Below are 18,452 nucleotides of genomic sequence, written 5' to 3' on the forward strand. Positions count from 1 at the left end.
GGCGGGCGGGGTCGGAAGGGGCGAACGCGCGGACGTACTCAGCCGGTGGCGGCCGGGGCATGCCCGGGCTCGGACGCATCCGTGAAGGACAGGAGTCCGGCGCGCACGTCGTCGCGGAACGCCCTCATGAAGTCAGGGCTGTAGCAGGCGGTGAAGTGCGGGAACTCGATGCTGAGCCGGCCCTCGAAGGAGACGACGCAGGCCATGACGGGGCTGCGGCCGGCCTGCGGGAAGTAGTGCTCGCGGCCCGGGACCAGCCGTACGTCGACGGCCCGCAGCCCGCCGGGCAGGCGCGGGCCCGGGACCACGCCCATGTTGGTGGCGATCACCGTGGCCAGTTGCAGGGCGGGGTTGCGGCGGACCTCCGGCGTGATGCGCATCTCGTGCACGTGGTCGCCTCGGGAGAGGAAGTCGCCGAGACGGGCGTGCACGGCACGGGCCACCTCCAACGGCTCGGATTCCGTGGACACCTGAAGGGTCTGCAGGTGGGTGGTGACCGCGGGGACCGGGGCGGAGGCGGGCAGCGGTGGGGACAGCCGTGAGCGCAGGTCGACGGGGGAGAGACAGCCGAGCGTGCGGGCTCCTTCGTCCCCCGGCAGCCGCCGTCTCGCCGTCACCAGAAGGGCCGCGGAGATCAGAGCGTGCACCGAGACGCCTGAGGCGCGCGCCGTCCGGCGCAGCCGTGAGGTGAGACCCGTGTCCAGGGTCATTCTGCGGACCTCGATGTGCCCGCCGGCGTCGGTCCCCTCGCCGGGGGCGGCGTCGTAGGGGACCAGTTCGACCGGGTGGCGCCGTATCTCCTCCAGGCGGCCTTCCAGGTACTTCGCCGTGTCGGCGTCGTCGACGGCAGGCAGCAGCCGGCTCACCGGCTCCGGCCAGCGGGGGCCCTCCGGATCGGCGCTCTCGCCGGTGCCCCCCTCGACCAACTGCCGGTAGCGGTCCCACAGGGCGTTGTGCAGCGCGATGCTGCTGTGGCCGTCGGTGATGGTGTGGTCGACAACCAGCACGAAGAGGTGGCGGTCCCCGCCCGGTGCGCTGACCAGGACGGCGCGGCTGAGGGGACCTCCGAGCGGCAGTGGCCTGTTCAGCTCCGTCGCGTAGGCCTCGGCCTCGTCGCCGGTCCGGGTGATCAGCCGGGGCCGCTCGTCGGCGTCGAGGACGCGCAACAGGTGCCCCGCCCTGTCCTGTTCGATGCGGGAGCGCAGCGGCGGGTTCGCCTCGGTCGTGGCGTCGAACGCGGCCGACAGTGCCGTGACGTCCACCGGTCCACGCAGGGTGCAGGACAGCACGGCCCTGCTTCTCTGGCCCACGTAGAGCGTCTCGACCGGACACAGCGCACGGTGCATGCCGTCAGCCTTCTTTCCGTCGTTCGTTCCGGAAGTCCACGGCCCCGGGACGGGTCTGCCACCGCGGTGGTCCGCGGGGAGGTCGGGGGCTTTTCGAGGGTGCACGGGGGAGCACGGCGGAATCCAGCCCAGAGGCCCCCGGGCGAGTAAGTCGCGTGATTTCCCTAGAAGTTGAGCAGCAGTTCGTACTCCCCGGCCCGGCGGATTCCAGGGAAATCCCTGAATCGCCGGCCGGTGGACCGGCTCGCCTTGACCCGGCCCGTGCGGGTGCCTCAACGTGCTGTGACGTGAAACCGGGGCAGACGGCGTGATCGCCCTGACCCCGGTGTGCGGCCTCTGCATCCCCCGTGGGCCGTGCCCGGTGTGCGGCCGTACGCCGCGCGTGGGCGGCACGGGGCGGCCGCACCCGTCCGATCCGGCCGGGCCTCGCCGTCCGGGACATCTTCGGTTTGCCACGTGAGGTTTGCGCTATGTCACTCCAGGACGACGCACGTCGACCGCTGTCCGGAGCCCAGGAGGGCCTCTGGTACGCCGGACGGCTCGCACCGGACAGCGCCGCGTACAACACCGCGGAGGCCGTGGAGATCCACGGACCCCTCGACAGCGCCCTGTTCGAGACCGCGTTGCGGCGCGTCGTGGCCGAGGCCGACACCTTCGCCCTGCGGTTCGCCGACACCGACGAGGGTCCGCGCTGCCACCCGGCTCCGGACGCGGACGACTGGAGTCTGAACCGGGCCGACGTCAGCGGCGCCGCCGATCCGGAGGCCACCGCATGGGAGTACGTCCGCGCCGACCTCGCGACCCCGGTGGACCCGGAGAAGGGCCCCCTGTTCGCGCACACCCTGCTCACCCTCGCCGAGGACCGGCACCTGTGGCTGCTGAGGGCCCATCACCTGCTCCTGGACGGCTACAGCTACAAGCTCCTCGGGCGCCGCCTGGCCGAGACGTACAACGCGCTGGCCGAGGACCGCGAACCGGAGCCGTGCGCCTTCGCGCCGGTGCGCCGGCTCCAGGAGGAGGAGGCGGCCTACCTCGCCTCCGAGCGCTTTGCCCGCGACCGTGACCACTGGGCGCAGCGTCTGGCCGGTCTGCCCGAACCCGCCCGGCTCACTGCCCGCACGGCGCCGCCCACCGTGCCCTTCCTGCGCCGCACCGCCGAACTGACGCCCGCCGAGACCGATGCCCTGGACACCGCGGCCGCCCGCCTCGGTGTCCGGCGCACCGACCTGCTGACCGCCGCGACCGCCATCTACCTGCACCGGATGACCGGCGCCCACGACCTGGTGCTGGGCATGGCCACGATGAGCCGGCTGGGCAGCGCCGCCCTGCGCACCCCCGGCACCGCCTCGGACGTCCTGCCGCTGCGCGTGGCCGCCGCCCCCGCGACGAGCGTCGCGGAACTCGCCCGGGCCGTCGCCGACGAACTGCAGGCCCTGCGCCGCCACCAGCGCTGCCGCGGCGAGTTCCTCCGCCGCGACCTGGGCCTGCTGGGCACCGGACGCCGACTGTACGGGCCGGTGCTGAACATCGTCCCGTTCGACGAGTCCCCGGTCTTCGGCGGTCACCCCACCACCTGGCACCACCTGTCCGGCGGAGCCGTCGACGACTTGCAGATCTCGGTGCGTCCCGGACAGCGCGGCGGCGGACTGTGGCTGGCCCTCGACGCCAACCCCGCCCTGTACGGTGAGGACGAACTCGCCCTGCACCGCGACCGGTTCCGCACGCTGCTGCGCCTGCTGGCCGAGGCCGGCCCGGCGACGCCGCTGGGTGATCTGGACATCCTGCTGCCGGGCGAACACCCCCGCGACACCACCGCGCACACGTATCCGGTCGGGTGGACCCTGACGCAGCTGTTCGAGGAGCGGGCCGCGGCCGGACCCGAGCGCACGGCCGTCAGCCACGGGGACGAGCGGCTCACCTACGCCGGTCTCAACGCCGAGGCGAACCGGATCGCCCGGCTGCTGACCGAGCACGGCGCGGGCCCCGGCCGGGTCGTGGCGCTCGCCCTGGAGCGCGGCATCCGGCTGCTGCCCGCCCTGCTGGCCGTCCTGAAGACCGGCGCCGCCTACCTGCCCCTGGACCCGGGTCAGCCGGCCGGGCGGCTGCGGCTGGTCGTCGAGGACGCGGCCCCCGTCGTCCTCGTCACCGAGCACGCCCACGCCCACCTCGCCCAGGACGCCGTCCCCACCCTGCTGCTGGACGACCCCCAGGTGGCCGCAGATCTCGCCCGCCGCTCCGGCACCGACCTGACCGACGCCGAACGGCACGGCCCGCTCAGCCCGTCCGACACCGCGTACATCATCCACACCTCCGGCTCCACCGGCCGTCCCAAGGGCGTGCCCGTGCCGCACGCCAACGTCGTACGCCTCTTCGCCGCCGCGGCCGAGCACTTCGACTTCCGGGCCGACGACGTGTGGACGCTGTTCCACTCCTACGCCTTCGACTTCTCCGTGTGGGAGATCTGGGGCGCCCTGCTGCACGGTGGCCGGATCGTCGTCGTGCCCTACGCCGTCAGCCGCTCGCCGCGCGACTTCCTCGACCTGCTGCACCGCGAGGGCGTGACCGTCCTCAACCAGACACCGTCCGCGTTCGAGCAGCTCATCGACGCCGACCTCGAACACGGTCGTGGCAGTGGGGCGTTGCGCTATGTCATCTTCGGCGGGGAGGCCCTGCGCCCGGCGCGGCTGCGCCCCTGGGCCGACCGGCACGGCCTCGACCGACCGGCGCTGGTGAACATGTACGGCATCACCGAGACCACCGTGCACGTCACCCACCACCGCCTCACCGAAGCCGACCTGGACGACCCGCGCCGCGTCAGCGTCATCGGCCGACCGCTCGCCGACCTGCGGGTGCACCTGCTGGACCCCGAGGGACGGCCGGTACCGCCCGGCGCGACAGGGGAGATGTACGTCTCCGGCGCCGGCGTCGCCCCCGGCTACCTCAACCGCCCCGAGCAGACCGCGGAACGTTTCCTCGACGACCCCTACGGCCCGCCCGGCACCCGCATGTACCGCTCGGGCGACCTGGCCCGGCGCCGCCCCGACGGCACCCTCGACTACATCGGCCGCGCCGACGCCCAGATACAGCTGCGCGGCTTCCGCGTCGAGCCCGGCGAGATCGAGGCCGTCCTCACCGCCCACCCGGGCGTCGCCCGCGCCGCCGTCGTGCCCCGTCGCACCGGCAACGGCGCCCTGCACCTCATCGCCTACACCGTCCCCTCCGGTGACACCCCTGCGGACCCCGCCGACCTGCGCACCCACGCGGCCACGCACCTGCCCGAGCACATGGTCCCGGCCGCCTGCGTCCCCGTGGACGCCCTGCCGCTGACCGCGAACGGCAAACTCGACGTGCAGGCCCTGCCCGATCCCGACTTCACCGCCGCCGCGTCCGGCACCCGGCCGGCGACTGCGCACCAGCGCCTGGTGTGCGCCCTGTTCGAGGACGTGCTGGACCTGCCGGGCGAGTCCGTGGGCGTGGACGCCCGCTTCTTCGACCTGGGCGGCGACTCCCTGCTCGCCACCCGGCTGCTGGCCCGGCTGCGGCAGCGGACCGGTGCGGAGATTCCCATCACCGCCCTGTTCGAGGCGCCGACCCCGGCGGCGCTCGCCGAACGGCTCGCCGCGGGCACGCAGGGCGCCCCGCCCCGGCCCGTCCTCGGCGCCGTCGTTCGCCCGCAGCGGGTGCCGCTGTCCTTCGCCCAGGAACGCATGTGGTTCCTGAACCGGCTCGACGAGGGCGCGGCCACCTACCACATCCCGCTCCTGGTTCCCGTCGGGTCCGGCCTGGACACCGGGGCGCTCCAGGCCGCGCTCGGGGACCTGGCCGACCGGCACGAGAGCCTGCGCACGGTGATCGCCGAACAGGACGGGACGGCCTTCCAGCGCATCCTGGCGCCCGGAGAGCTGCGCACGGTGCTGCGGCGCGTCGACTGCCCTGCCGCGGAGATCGCCGCCCACGTCCACGCCGCCTCGCGCCGCCCCTTCGACCTGACGGCGGAAAGCCCCCTGACAGCCTGGCTATTGGGCACCGGCAGCGACCGGGTCCTGCTGTTCGTACTGCACCACAGCGCCGCCGATGGCTGGTCGCTCGCCCCCTTCGCCGCCGACCTGTCCGCCGCCTACGCCGCCCGCCGGGCGGGCCGGGCACCAAAGTGGCCCCCGCTGACGGTGCAGTACGCCGACTACGCGCTGTGGCAGCGCGCCCTGCTCGCGCCCGGTCCGGACGGCCCCGGCCGCCTGGAGCGGCTCACCACCCACTGGCGCGGCGCGCTGGACGGTCTGCCCGAGGAGTGCACCCTGCCCGGCGACCGGCCCCGGCCCACCGCACCGCGGGGCACGGGCGCGCACGTCGAAGTCGCCGTCGACGCCGACCTGCACCGTGCGCTGCTGCGTCTGGCCGACCGCGAGGGCGCCAGCCTGTTCATGGTGCTGCACGCCGCCGTCAGCGCCCTGCTCACCCGCTGCGGCGCCGGCGAGGACATCGTCATCGGCACCCCCGTCGCCGGTCGCACGGAACCCGGCCTCGACCCGCTGATCGGCCTGATCACCAACACCCTCGTACTGCGCGCCGACACCTCCGGCGACCCCGCCTTCCTCGACCTCCTCGCCCGGCTGCGCACCGCCGATCTGGCCGCCCTGGACCACCAGGACCTGCCCTTCGACCGGCTGGTGGAGGACCTCAACCCGCCCCGCACGCCCGGCCGGCACCCCCTGTTCCAGGTGATGCTGGCCCTGCAGAACAACGCACCCGCCGTCCTCGAACTCGACGGCACCCGCACCCGGTTGCGGCCCACCGCCACCGGCACCGCCAAGTTCGACCTGTTCGTCGACGTCCTTCAGCGCCACGATGCCGCGGGCGCCCCCGACGGCCTGACCCTGCAAGTCGAGTACGCCACCGACCTCTACGACGCCCGGACCGCCGATGCGTTCGCCCGCGCCCTGCACGACGTCCTGCGCACGGTGAGCACCGACCCCGCCGTCCACCTCGGGCAGCTGCCCGCGCTTCCCGAGCGCACCGCCGTCCCGGCCACGATCGACACGGCCGAGCTCGCGGACGCGGCCCGGTCCGTGCCCGGCATCCGCGAGGCCCACGCGCTGCCCGGCCACGGCGACGCCCCGGCCCGCCTGTACGTGGTGCCCGGGCGGACCGACGCCGCCGAACGCGTCGAGGAACTCCTGGCCCGCGCGGGCAACGGCACGGTCCGTGTCACGGCGGTGAACACCCTGCCCCGAACCGAGGACGGCGGCGTCGACGGCGCGGCACTGCGGGCCCTGCCCGCCGTCGACACGACCGCGGCCAGGACCTGGCGGCAGCGGCTGGCCGAGCTGCCCGGCGTCACAGCCGTCGACGTGGCGGTGGAGAACGCCCCCGAGGAACTGGAACGCCGCCACACCGGCCTGCCCGACCGCCACGCCCGGGCCGCCCCCACCACCCGCCCCGGGCCGGCCCGCGCCGTCCCCGCCGTCAGCGAGGGCCCCGCCCTGACCGAACCGTCCGTGCCGAGCTGGGCCGAGGCCCTGCGCCGCGCCGCCGCACTCGAGAAGGGCGACATCGTCCACGTCCACGACGACGGCGGCGAGTACCGGCACACCTACGCATCCCTGATCCCCGAGGCATCCCGCGTCCTGGCCGGGCTGCGCCGGGCCGGTCTGCGCCCGGGCGACCGGGTCATCCTCCAGTGCGACGCCACCGAGGACTTCCTCGCCGTGCTGTGGGGCTGCGTCCTCGGCGGCTTCGTCGCCGTCCCGCTGACCGTCCCCGCCTCCTACGAGACCCCCTCCGCGGCGCTGACCAAGCTGGAGGGCATCTGGCGGATGCTCGGCCGGCCCTGGATCGTCTGCTCCGCCGGGCGTGAGGCCGGGCTGCGTGCGGTCGTCGCCCGGCAGGACTGGCCCGGACCGCGCATCACCACGGCCGACGCCCTGCGCGCCGCGCCCGAGGACCACGACTGGTACCCCGCCCGGCCCGACGACGTGATGCTGATGCTGATGACGTCCGGCAGCACCGGCCTGCCCAAGGCGGTACGGCTCACCCACCGCAACGTGCTGACCCGCTCGGCCGCCACCGAGCAGCTCAACGGCCTCGGCGCCGACGACGTCTCCCTGAACTGGATCCCGCTCGACCACGTCACCGGCGTCGTCATGTTCCACCTGCGCGACGTGTACCTGGGCTGCCGCCAGATCCACGCCCCCACCCCCTGGATCCTGCAGGACCCGCTGCGCTGGATGGACCTCGCCGACCGGCACGGGGTCACCGTCACCTGGGCGCCCAACTTCGCCTTCGGGCTCCTGGCCGAACAGTCCCACCGTTTCACCGGCCGTGACTGGGACCTGTCGCCGATGCGGCTGGTGATGAACGCAGGCGAGGTCGTCGTCGCGTCCGCGGCCCGGGGCTTCCTGCACGCGCTGAGGCCCTTCGGCCTGCCGCAGGACGTGATGCATCCCGGCTGGGGCATGTCCGAGACCTGCTCGGTGGTCACCGACGCCGTCCTGCCCGCCGAACCGGTCCCGGGCGAGGGCACGTTCGTGAGCTGCGGCCGCCCCTACCCGGGCTTCGCCATGCGGGTCGTCGACGAACAGGGCACTGTCCTGCCCGAGGGCGAGGCGGGCCGCTTCCAGGTCCGCGGCACCTCGGTGACCGGCGGCTACCACGACAATCCGGCCGCGAACGCGGAGGCGTTCACCGACGACGGCTGGTTCGACACCGGCGACCTGGCGTTCCTGCGTGACGGCGAGCTCTACATCACCGGCCGCGCCAAGGACGTCATCATCGTCAACGGCGTCAACCACTACAGCCACGAGATCGAAGCCTGTGTAGAGGAACTCCCTTACGCGGAGCGGAGTTTCACCGCCGCGGTCGCGGTACGCACCGACCCCGTCTCGCCCACCGACGAACTCGCCCTGTTCCTGCACCTCACCCCCGAGGCCGGCGCCGACCCGGCCCGCGCCCTGCGTGAGATCGCCGGCAAGGTCACCCGGGAGATCGGCGTCAGCCCGGCCTTCCTCATCCCGGTGGCGCGGGACGCCGTCCCCAAGACGGAGATCGGCAAGATCCAGCGCACCAAGCTGCGCAAGAGCTTCGAGGCGGGCGACTTCGACGACGAGGTGCGCCGCAGCCAGGTGCTGCTGGGCGGCGCGGCCACCGTCCCCGACTGGTTCCTGCGCCCGGTGTGGCAGCGGACGCGACGTCCCGACGCCCCCGCCGTGACGCCGGGCCGGCACACCCTCGTCCTGGCGGGCGGCGACCCTCGGGTCGGCGCACTCGCCAAGCGGCTGGCCGACGCGCTGCGCTCGGCGGGCGGCCTGTGCACGGTGGTCGAGGATGCGGCCGCGTACGAGCGGGTGGACGCCGCCCACTACCGGGTCCGGCCCTTGGAGACCGCCGACTACGCCGCATTGCTGGGCCAGTCGGCGGACGACGAGCGGGCCGTCGACGCCGTCCTGTACCTCGACGGGCTCCGCGGCACGGGAGAGCCGCCGGTGGCGCCGGACGACACGACGGGCGTGGAGCGGCTGCTGGCGTTTGCCCGGGCCCTCGCCGGCCGGCCCGGCCCGCAGCGTCCCCTGGACCTGGTGTACGTCTCGGCGGGCGCCCAGGCCGTGCGCCCCGGTGACCGGCCCTCACCGGCGCACGCCATGGCCGCGGCCCTGCTGAAGTCGCTGGCCGAGGAGTCCGCCGCGCTGCGGGTCCGCCACCTCGACCTGCCCGCCGACGACACCGCGGACCCGTTGACCGTCCTCGTGGCCGAGGCGGCGCACACCGGCGACGGCGCGGACGTCGCCCACCGCGACGGGCGCCGCTACGTACGCCGCCTCGTCCCCCTGCCCGAAACCCCCTCCCGCGCCGAACCCCCCGCGCACGGCGGCTTCACCCTGATCACCGGCGGCCTCGGTGGTGTCGGGGCCGAGATCGCCGCCCACCTGCTGCGCACCCCCGGCACCCGGCTGCTCGTCCTCGGCCGCACCCCCGAAGACGAGGCCCGCGCCCTGCCGGGGCTGCGCGAGCGGGGAGAGGTCCGCTACGCCCGCGCCGACGTCACCGACGAACACCAGGTGCGGGCCGCCGTCCAGGCCGCCGCCGAGACCTGGGGCGTGCCCTTGACGTCAGTGCTGCATCTGGCGGGCACGCTCGTGGAACGCCCCGTGGGCGACCTGGACACCACCACCTGGCGCCGGGCGCTGGAGGCGAAGGTGCGCGGCGCGTGGACGCTGCACCGGCTCACCGCCGACCACCCGCACGTCTCGTTCGTCACCTTCTCCACGGTCAACGGCTTCTTCGGCGGCGCCATGAACGCCGCCTACGCCGCCGCCAACGCCTACCTGGACGCCCTCGCCGAGTACCGCCGCAGCCTCGACCTGCCCGCGCAGTCGCTGGCCTGGAGCATGTGGCGCGACCGCGGCCTGAGCCGCGGCTACGGTCTCACCGCCCTCACCGAGGCCCGGGGCTACCGGCTGCTCGACCCGCCCGCCGCGCTGCGCTCGTTCGACTTCGCCCGCACCCTGGACGAACCGCACCTGCTGATCGGCGCCGACCGCACCGCCCCCTGGGTGGGCAGCCACGTCGTGGCACCCGTGCGCCAGACCCGGCGCCTGGCCGCCCGCGTCGGCCTGGAGGACGGCACCGACCTGGGAGCCCTGTACCGCGCCGCGGCAGCCGGCGCCCAGGCGGCCGGCCTGCCCGACGACGCGTGGACGCTTGCCTCGGCGGGCACCGGCGCCCGCCCGGACGAGCCCGAGACGGAAGAAGACCTGCGGCGCCTGGAGGGCCGGCTGGCCCAGGTGTGGCGCGAGGTCCTGGACCGCGACCGGGTGGGCCTGGACGACAACTTCTTCGACCTGGGCGGCAACTCGCTGCTCCTGGTCACCGCGCAGAGCGCCGTCAACCGCGCCGTCGGCAGCGAGCTGTCCGTCGTCGACCTCTTCGCGCACCCCACCGTCCGGGACCTGGCCCGCCACCTGTCGGCCACCGGTGCGGGCCCGGTGGCCGACGTCGAAGCGGCCTCCCGGCCGGAGAACGGCGACGGCCTGGACCGCGCCAGGGAACAGGCCCGCCGGCAACGCGCGGCCCGCGCCCGCCGCTCCGCCCGCCAGGGCAAGGACCGCGGCCATGTCTGAGCGGACCGACCGCACCGCGTACACCACCGAACCGGGAAAGGACGAGGCACAGGCCGTGCACGACACCACCGCACCCCACGACGACGACCCGCCCGCCGTCGCCGTCATCGGCCTGGCGGGCCGCTTCCCCGGCGCCGACGACCTCGACGCCTTCTGGGACAACCTCGCGGCCGGCCGGGAGTCCGTACGGCCCGTCACCGACGAGGAGTTCCTCGCCGCCGGCGGCGACGCGCGAGACCTCGACGACCCGGCCCTGATCCGCATGGCGTCGGTGGTCGAGGGCATCGACCGCTTCGACTCCGGCTTCTTCGGCTACAGCCCCGCCGAGGCCGCCGTCGTCGACCCCCAGCAGCGGCTGCTGCTGGAGACGGCCTACCACGCCCTGGAGGACGCCGGCTGCCTCGGCGGCGACCGTGCGGGGGAGGCGTTCGGCGTGTACGCGGGGGCCGGCGACAGCCGCTACTACCCCGCCCACGTCCACCCCCGCTACGCCGGACAGCCCGGCTCGGTGGCGCTCGTCCACGCCGCCACCGCCAACTCCCTCGGCACGCTCGCCACCCGCGTGTCCTACGAACTGGGCCTCACCGGGCCCAGCGTGTCCCTGCAGACCGCCTGCTCCACCGCGCTGGTCGCCGTGCACACCGCCTGCCAGGACCTGCTCGACCACCGCTGCGACACCGCGCTCGCCGCCGCCGTCTCCCTCAACCCCTCCGCAGTACTGGGCTACCGCCACGTACCCGACGGGCCCTTCTCGCCCGACGGGCACTGCCGCGCCTTCGCCGCGGACGCCGCCGGCACCTCCTCCGGCGACGGTGTGGGCGCCGTCGTGCTCAAGCGGCTCGAGGACGCCCTCGCCGACGGCGACCGCATCCGCGCCGTCATCCGCGGCAGCGCCGTCAACAACGACGGCCGGCGCAAGGTGGGCTTCAGCGCGCCCAGCGCCGCCGGACAGACCGAGGTCATCCTCGCCGCGCAGGCCCAGGCCGAGGTCGACGCCGCCACCATCGGCCTGATCGAGGCGCACGGCACCGCCACCAAACTCGGCGACCCCATCGAGGTGGCCGCCCTGACGGAAGCCTTCCGGCACAGCACGGATCGCACCGGGTTCTGCGCGCTCGGCTCGGTCAAGACCAACATCGGCCACCTCGGAGCCGCCGCCGGCATCGCCGGACTCATCAAGGCGGTCCTGGCCCTGGAGCACCGGCAGATCCCGCCGAGCCTGCACTTCGACCGGCCCAACCCGCTCATCGACTTCGACGCGAGCCCCTTCCGCGTGCCGACCGCGCTGGAGGAGTGGCCCGAGGGCGACCACCCCCGCCGGGCGGCCGTCAGCGCCTTCGGCATCGGCGGCACCAACGCCCACGTCATCCTGGAGGAAGCCCCCCGCACGCCCCCCGCCCCGGCCCGCCCGCCCCACGACGGCCGCCGCCTGGTGCTGCCGCTGTCGGCGCGCACCGCCGGCGCCCTGCGCGGCCAGGCCACCGCACTCGCCCGGCACCTCGAACGCCGGCCCGACCTGCGCCTGGACGACGTGGCCCACTCCCTGCGCACCGACCGGCCCGCACTGCGCCACCGGCTCACCGTCACGGCGGCCACCCGCGAGGAGGCCCTGGACGCACTGCGCTCCGCGACCCCGGCCATCCCTCCGCCCGCCGACGACCCGGCCCGCGTGGCGTTCCTGCTGCCCGGCGGCGGCACCCAGTACCCGGGCATGGGCAAGGAGCTGTACCGCGACCAGGCCGTCTACCGCGACACCGTCGACGAGTGCGCCCGCATCCTGCGGCCCGTCCTCGACGCCGACCTGCGCACCGCCCTCTTCGAGGAGCAACGGCCCGACGACACCTCCGCCTTCCTCGGGCTCGTCGTCACCGAGTACGCCCTGGCCCGTACGCTCATGGAGTCGGGCGTGCGCCCCGACGCGCTGATCGGCCACTCGCTCGGCGAGTACACGGCCGCCTGCCTGGCCGGCGTCATCGACCTCGCCGACATGCTGCCCCTGGTCACCGAACGCATCCGGCTCATCAGCTCCGCCGGCGGAGCCACCGTCGGCGTCGCCGCTCCGGCCGAACGGATCCGGCCGCTGCTCGACGCCGACCTGTCCCTCGCCGCTGTCAACGGCCCCACCGCCTGCACGGTCGCCGGTCACCTCGGCGCCGTCACCCGCTTCGAGGCCGAACTCACCCGGCGCGGCATCCCGTTCCGCCGCCTGCGCATCCCCGTCGCGGCCCACTCGCACGTCCTGGACCCGGTCCTGCCGGCCTACGAGATCCACCTGCGCCAGGTCACCCTGCGCCCGCCGCGCATCCCGTACGTCACCAACGTCACCGGCACCTGGGTCACCGACGCCCAGGCCACCTCCGTCCGGCACTGGCTCGCCCACACCCGCGACACCGTGCGGTTCGCCGACGGCATCACCGCCCTGTGGGACCGGCTGCACCCCGTCCTCGTGGAGATCGGGCCGGGCGACACCCTGAGCAAGCTCGCCGCCGGCCGCCTCACCGACCGGACGCCGGTGACGGTGGCCACCATGCGCCACGCCAAGGCCGAGGCGTCCGACGGTTTCGTCCTCGCCGAAGCGCTGGGACGGCTGTGGAGCGCGGGCGTGGACCGCGCGCTGCCCCCGGTGCCGGGCGCGCCCCGGCGGGTGCCGCTGCCCCCGTACGCCTTCGAGCGCCACCGTCACTGGATCGACGCGCCCGGCGCCCGGACGGAGCCCGCCCCCTCCGACGACACCACGACAGCGGCAGGCCCCGGCCTCGCCCCCCGGCCCCGGCTGACGACCGAACACGTACCGCCCCGCGACGACCGCGAACGGGAGGTCACCCGGCTCTGGGAGGAGACCCTCGGCATCGGCGGCATCGGGGTGCACGACAACTTCTTCGACCTCGGTGGCGACTCGATGCGCGCCGTGCTGCTGGCGGGACGGCTGCGCCAGACCGGCGTCCTCCACGTCCCGGCGGCGACCCTGCTGGCCGCGCCCACCGTGGCCGGAGTCCTCGCCGCGGCCGACCGGCCGGACGGGCCGACCCCGGAGATCACCTCTTCCGCCCTCGGCCCGCTGCTGCCGCTGCGTGCCGAGGGCAGCGCCGCCCCCCTGTTCTGCGTCCACCCCGGCGCGGGCGTCGCCTGGCGCTACACGGGCCTGCTGCCCCACCTCGGCGGCGATCAGCCCGTCTACGGCATCCAGGCCGCCGGCCTCGACGGCACCCGGCCGCCCGCCCCGGACGCCGCCGCCATGGTCGCCCACTACCTCGAGCTGATACGCCGGGTGCAACCCCGCGGCCCCTACCGGCTGCTGGGCTGGTCCTACGGCGGATTCGTCGCCCACGCCATGGCCTGCGCCCTGCAACGCGACGGCGAGCAGGTCGAACTCCTCGCCATGCTCGACGCGCCCCAGCCGCACGGCACGGCACACGATGCCGACGCCACAGAACGTCAGGTCGCCGCTCTGCTGTCCAGGGTGGCCGGCCTCCCCGTCGACGCACAGGCCTCCGTGGAGGCGGTCCTGGACCAGATCGACGCCCGCGTCGCGGCCGACCCGGCGAGCGTCCCCGTCAGCGGCGCCGAGGCCGCCGCCATCGCCGCCGTCATGCGCAACAACCTGCGCATAGCGCCCCAATTCACTCCTGGCACCTACCGCGGTGACGTCCTGTTCTTCAGCGCCGCGGAGGAGCAGCACACCGAACACCCGGCGGATTTGGCGGTGCTGCCCGGCAAGGCCGACAGCTGGCGGCCGCACGTCGACGGAACCCTCCACGACCACCGCGTGCCCTGCGGCCACTACGAGATGACCGAACCCGAACCCATCGCCCGCATCGGCGAAGCGGTGACGAAGGCACTGCGCGCCCTCGGCGACCGCGCCCGTACACCCCTTCCCCGTGAGACCCGCGAAGAGGAGAACCAGCGTGCAAGCGACCCAGGACCTCTACGAACTCGGTGACGCCCCCGAGATGGGCACCGTCCCGAAGAAGATGTACGCCTCGCTCATCCGCCGTGAGCGCTACGGGCAGCCCGTCGACGCCTTCCGTACCGAGGTGGTCGACGTGCCGCCCGTGGGGCGCGGCCAGGTCCTGGTGAAGGTGATGGCGGCCGGCATCAACTACAACAACGTCTGGGCGGCGCTCGGCTCGCCGCTCGACGTGATCGCCGCACGGCGGAAGGCGGGCGCCACGGAGGACTTCCACATCGGCGGCTCCGACCTGTCCGGGATCGTGTGGGCGGTCGGCGAGGACGTACGCGGGGTGGAGCTCGGCGACGAGGTCGTCGTCCTCGCCAACCGCTGGGACGAGAAGGCCGAGGACATCCGCCTCGGCGGCGACCCCACGTGGTCCGCCACCCAGCGGGTGTGGGGCTACGAGGAGAACTACGGCTCGTTCGCCCAGTTCGCCGTCGTCGACGACTACATGTGCCACCCCAAGCCCGCACGGCTGCCCTGGGCGGAAGCCGCCTGCTACATGGCGACCGCCGCCACCGCCTACCGCCAGCTCTTCGGCTGGCCGCCGCACACGGTCCGCCCCGGCGACCCAGTACTGATCTGGGGTGGCGCGGGCGGACTGGGCTGCATCGCCATCCAGCTCGTCCGGCACGTCGGCGGCATCCCCGTCGCGGTCGTCTCCAGCGAGGAACGGGGCGAGTTCTGCCTCAAGCTGGGCGCCGAGGGCTTCATCGACCGGCGGAGGTTCGACCACTGGGGGAGGCTCCCGGACACCTCCGACGAAGCGGCGACGGCACGCTGGCTGTCGGGAGCCAGGGCCTTCGGACGGGCTTTCTGGGAGGTGCTGGGCGAGCGCCGCAGCCCGCGCATCGTGCTGGAACACTCCGGCGCCGACACCATCCCCACCTCCCTGTACCTGTGCGACAACGGCGGCATGGTCGTGCTGTGCGGCGGCACCACCGGCTACAACGGAGACGTCGACCTGCGGTTCCTGTGGATGCGGCAGAAGCGGCTGCAGGGCTCGCACGTCGCCACGGCACGAGAAGCACGTGAGGTCACCCGGCTGATCGACCAGGGGATCATCGATCCGTGCCTGTCCCGGACCTTCGACTTCGACGAGATCGGACTCGCCCACCAGCTCATCCACGACAACCGGCACCCGGCGGGCAACATGGCGGCCCGGGTGGGCGACCCGGGGTGATTCGCCCGCGGCCTGAGGGGTACCTGCGGCGGGGTACGACGCACGCGCACCTCCTGGAGGTACCCCCATGGGCAAGCTGGGCGACATGATGAACAAGGCCAAGGAGATGGCCAAGGGCCACCCCGACCAGGCGGACAAGGGTGTCTCGGGCGCCGAGCGCATGGTCGACGAGCGCACGGGCAACAAGTACGACGCCCAGACCGACAAGGCGGCCGGCGCGGTGCGGCGTTCCTACCGGGACGGCGGCACGACGCCGGAACGCTGACCCGTCGCCCCGCCCGTCCCCGGCGCACCCGGGGACGGGCGGCTTCCGTCAGCCGGGAACGGCGTCCCAGCCGGTCACGTAGCTGAAGACTCCCGCCGCCCCGACGTGTACGACCCGCACCCGCACGGCGCGCGCGGGATCCACGCGAAGGCAGACACGCAGTTCGTCCCCGCAGGACGAGGCCCGCAAGTCCCGCAGGCCCCCGTTCGCCACGGCGAGGGCCTTCCACGCAGATTCCTTGGCGGAGAACAAAGCGGTCACCGACCAGACCACGAGCAGCGGCTCCTCGTCCGCACGCAGCACCAGACGGGCCGCTGCGCGGGGGAGGGACCGCAGCTCCAGGTCACAGCCGAGAGGCAATTCCCCGCCGGCACCGCGCGTCACGGCGACGGCGATCCCCGCACTGTGCGAGATCGACGCGGCCCGGCCCGGCGGGAACACCGGCAGGCGCCCCGACCGGGGGATCTCACCGCAGTCCAGTCCCACCGCCCACAGGGCCCGGCGGGCGGCCCGTCGGCCGGCCAGGAACTCCCGCCGCCGCTGCTCCGGCATCGACGCCGCGGCAGCCGCCTCGGCGGGCCCGGCCGGTTCCGCGCCCGGTTCGGAGGCGGCCGCGACACCGAGCCCGAGTCCGGCGGCGAGAAGGAGCGGACGCAGCGCGGCCAGGTCATCGCGCACCCACGGCAACGGCTTGCCGCGGCGCGGCCCCTCGTCAGCCCGGCCCCACAGGGGCCTCCCGCAGCCCCGAACCGCCGGCACAAGCTCCGCACCAGCTCGGGCCGGCCACGGCGTCCGTGCCGTGGCCGGCCCGGGGCGTGCCGGGCGTTCGCTCATCGCCGTCCGCCCTCGCGCGCCCTCATACCCGCAGCAGCTTCTTGATGATCTTGCCGGCGGGATTGCGCGGCACCTGTTCGATGAACTCCACCCGTCGCGGCCGCTTGTACGGCGCGAGCAGCCCCGTCACGTGTGCGAGCAACTCCGCGGTGCTCGGCTCCGCGCCCGCCTCCAGCGCCACGTAGGCCAGCGGCACCTCGCCGTAGTCCTCGTCGGGCACGCCGACGACCGCCGCGTCCCGGACCGCCGGGTGGGTCATCAGGGCGCGCTCGATCTCGGAGGGGTAGACGTTCTGACCCGCGCGGATGATCACGTCCTTGGTGCGGTCCACCAGGCTGATGCGGCCCTCGTCGTCCATGAAGCCGAGGTCACCTGTCCTGGTCCAGCCGTCGCGGGTGATCTCGCGGGTGGCCTCCGGGTCGTTCCAGTACCCCTGCATGACGCCCGGCCCGCGCACCACGATCTCGCCGATCTCGCCGGGCGGCAGTTCCCGGCCTGCCTCGTCGACAGCGCGGGCGGACATGCCCGGCACGACCCGTCCGCACGGGATGCGGGCGGTCACGTCCCCGGGCGCGGGGTGCTCGTCGGGACCGAGCGTGACGAACGGGCCCCCCACCTCGGTCATGCCGTACACCTGCCGGAAGCCGCACCCGAGCCGTTCGACCGCGTCGGCGTAGACGTCGAGCGGCATGGGGGCGGCCCCGTACAGCACCTCCCGCAGGGAGGACAGGTCGGTGTGCCCGGACGCCTTCGCCTGGAGCATGAAGCGCAGCATCTGAGGCACCAGCCACATGTGCGTGGCGCGGTGCCGCTCCACCGCCGACAGCGCCCGCTGCGGAGTGAATCCGGGCATCAGCACGACCGTCGCTCCGGCCGCCAGGTAGGTGAGGGAGACGACCATGCTGCCGTGGTACAGCGGGCAGCAGTTGACCATGACGATGTCGTCGGTGGGGCGGGCCATCACCAGCCAGCCGAGGGCGATCGCGCGGAAGGACGCGCTGTCGACCGTCACCCCCTTGGCCTGTCCGGTGGTCGCCGAGGTGTGCAGTACGGCGATGGGTTCGCTGTCGGCGACGTCCGGCAGCTCCCGCTCTTCGGCCAGGGTGCCCAGCGCCGCGAAGGCGGGCTTGTCGAAGGCGACCCGGAGACGCACCGACTTCGGCAGATCGGCGTGGCGGTCGAGCAGTTCGGACTCGCCGAGGACGGCCACCGCGCCGACGCGCTCGACGATCCCGGCGACCTCGGGCTCGGCCAGGCTGTGATTGAGCGGTACGAACAGCGCGCCGAGGCGGGCCAGCGCGAAGTAGCTCTCCAGGACCTCGATCCGGTCCTTGGAGAGCACGGCCACCCGGTCACCCCGCCCGATACCCGACTCCGCAAGGCCGTGGGCCAGTTGTCGCGTACGGTCGTGCAGCTCGGCCCAGGTGACGCTGCGTTCGTCGTCCACCAGCGCGATCCGGCCGGGCCGGCACTGGCGGTTGCGCTCCAGCAGCTGCGTCAGCCACATCACGCACCGCCGCTCGCGCCGGCGCCCGCGCGCTCGGCCACGAAACGCTCGTAGTCACCGATCGTGCGCAGCTCCTCCATGTCCTCGGCGGTGATCTCGACCCCGAGCCGCTGCTCGACCAGCAGGACCAGGCGCACCAGGTCCCCGGAGTCGATGCCGCTGGCGGCCAGGTCGGCGTCGTCGCCGATCCGGTCGGCGTATTCGACGGTGCCGGTGAGTTCGACCAGCAACTCCCTGATGGTGCTCATGGTT

At 74.2% G+C, this 18,452-nt stretch carries 8 protein-coding genes; 4 read left to right on the forward strand and 4 right to left on the reverse strand.

The window, feature by feature from the left end:
• Positions 1-38: 38 nt before the first annotated feature.
• A complete protein-coding gene (locus tag JHAT_RS19445; RefSeq protein ID WP_077799486.1) occupies positions 39-1,346 on the reverse strand; it encodes a condensation domain-containing protein in 1,308 nt (435 codons plus the stop codon).
• A 470-nt stretch (positions 1,347-1,816) separates the two neighbouring features.
• On the opposite strand from JHAT_RS19445, the gene JHAT_RS19450 reads away from it, so the two are divergent.
• The 4 genes from JHAT_RS19450 to JHAT_RS19465 all read left to right on the forward strand — a co-directional run bounded on the left by JHAT_RS19450 (position 1,817) and on the right by JHAT_RS19465 (position 15,859).
• On the forward strand, positions 1,817-10,459 hold the full coding sequence (locus tag JHAT_RS19450) for a non-ribosomal peptide synthetase (protein ID WP_077799487.1): 8,643 nt from the start codon (positions 1,817-1,819) through the stop codon (positions 10,457-10,459).
• The gene (locus JHAT_RS19455) at positions 10,452-14,399 is read left to right on the forward strand and encodes a type I polyketide synthase (protein ID WP_171990979.1); all 3,948 of its coding nucleotides are present in this window, start codon (positions 10,452-10,454) and stop codon (positions 14,397-14,399) included. The genes JHAT_RS19450 and JHAT_RS19455 overlap by 8 nt, the downstream gene beginning before the upstream one ends.
• Positions 14,365-15,594 carry a crotonyl-CoA carboxylase/reductase gene (gene ccrA, locus JHAT_RS19460; protein ID WP_107481962.1) on the forward strand — a complete coding sequence of 410 codons (1,230 nt, stop codon included), beginning with the start codon at positions 14,365-14,367 and terminating at the stop codon, positions 15,592-15,594. Before JHAT_RS19455 ends, ccrA begins: the two co-directional genes overlap by 35 nt.
• 67 nt (positions 15,595-15,661) lie before the next feature.
• Complete coding sequence (locus tag JHAT_RS19465; protein WP_077799488.1) at positions 15,662-15,859, forward strand: antitoxin; 198 nt, start codon at positions 15,662-15,664, stop codon at positions 15,857-15,859.
• A 48-nt stretch (positions 15,860-15,907) separates the two neighbouring features.
• Here the strand turns inward: JHAT_RS19465 and JHAT_RS19470 are convergent, their stop codons facing one another.
• From JHAT_RS19470 to JHAT_RS19480, 3 genes are all read right to left on the reverse strand, one after another.
• Positions 15,908-16,537, reverse strand: a complete 630-nt coding sequence (locus JHAT_RS19470; protein WP_077799489.1) for an enterobactin synthetase — start codon at positions 16,535-16,537, stop codon at positions 15,908-15,910.
• A gap of 178 nt (positions 16,538-16,715) precedes the next feature.
• On the reverse strand, positions 16,716-18,200 hold the full coding sequence (locus JHAT_RS19475) for a class I adenylate-forming enzyme family protein (protein WP_077799490.1): 1,485 nt from the start codon (positions 18,198-18,200) through the stop codon (positions 16,716-16,718).
• Positions 18,200-18,448 (reverse strand): acyl carrier protein, encoded by a 249-nt coding sequence (locus JHAT_RS19480; protein WP_077799511.1) that lies wholly within the window; start codon positions 18,446-18,448, stop codon positions 18,200-18,202. The genes JHAT_RS19475 and JHAT_RS19480 overlap by 1 nt, the downstream gene beginning before the upstream one ends.
• Between the last annotated feature and the right edge of the window lie 4 nt (positions 18,449-18,452).

It is taken from the genome of Streptomyces sp. JHA26 (genome assembly GCF_002005565.1).
GTDB lineage: Bacteria > Actinomycetota > Actinomycetes > Streptomycetales > Streptomycetaceae > Streptomyces.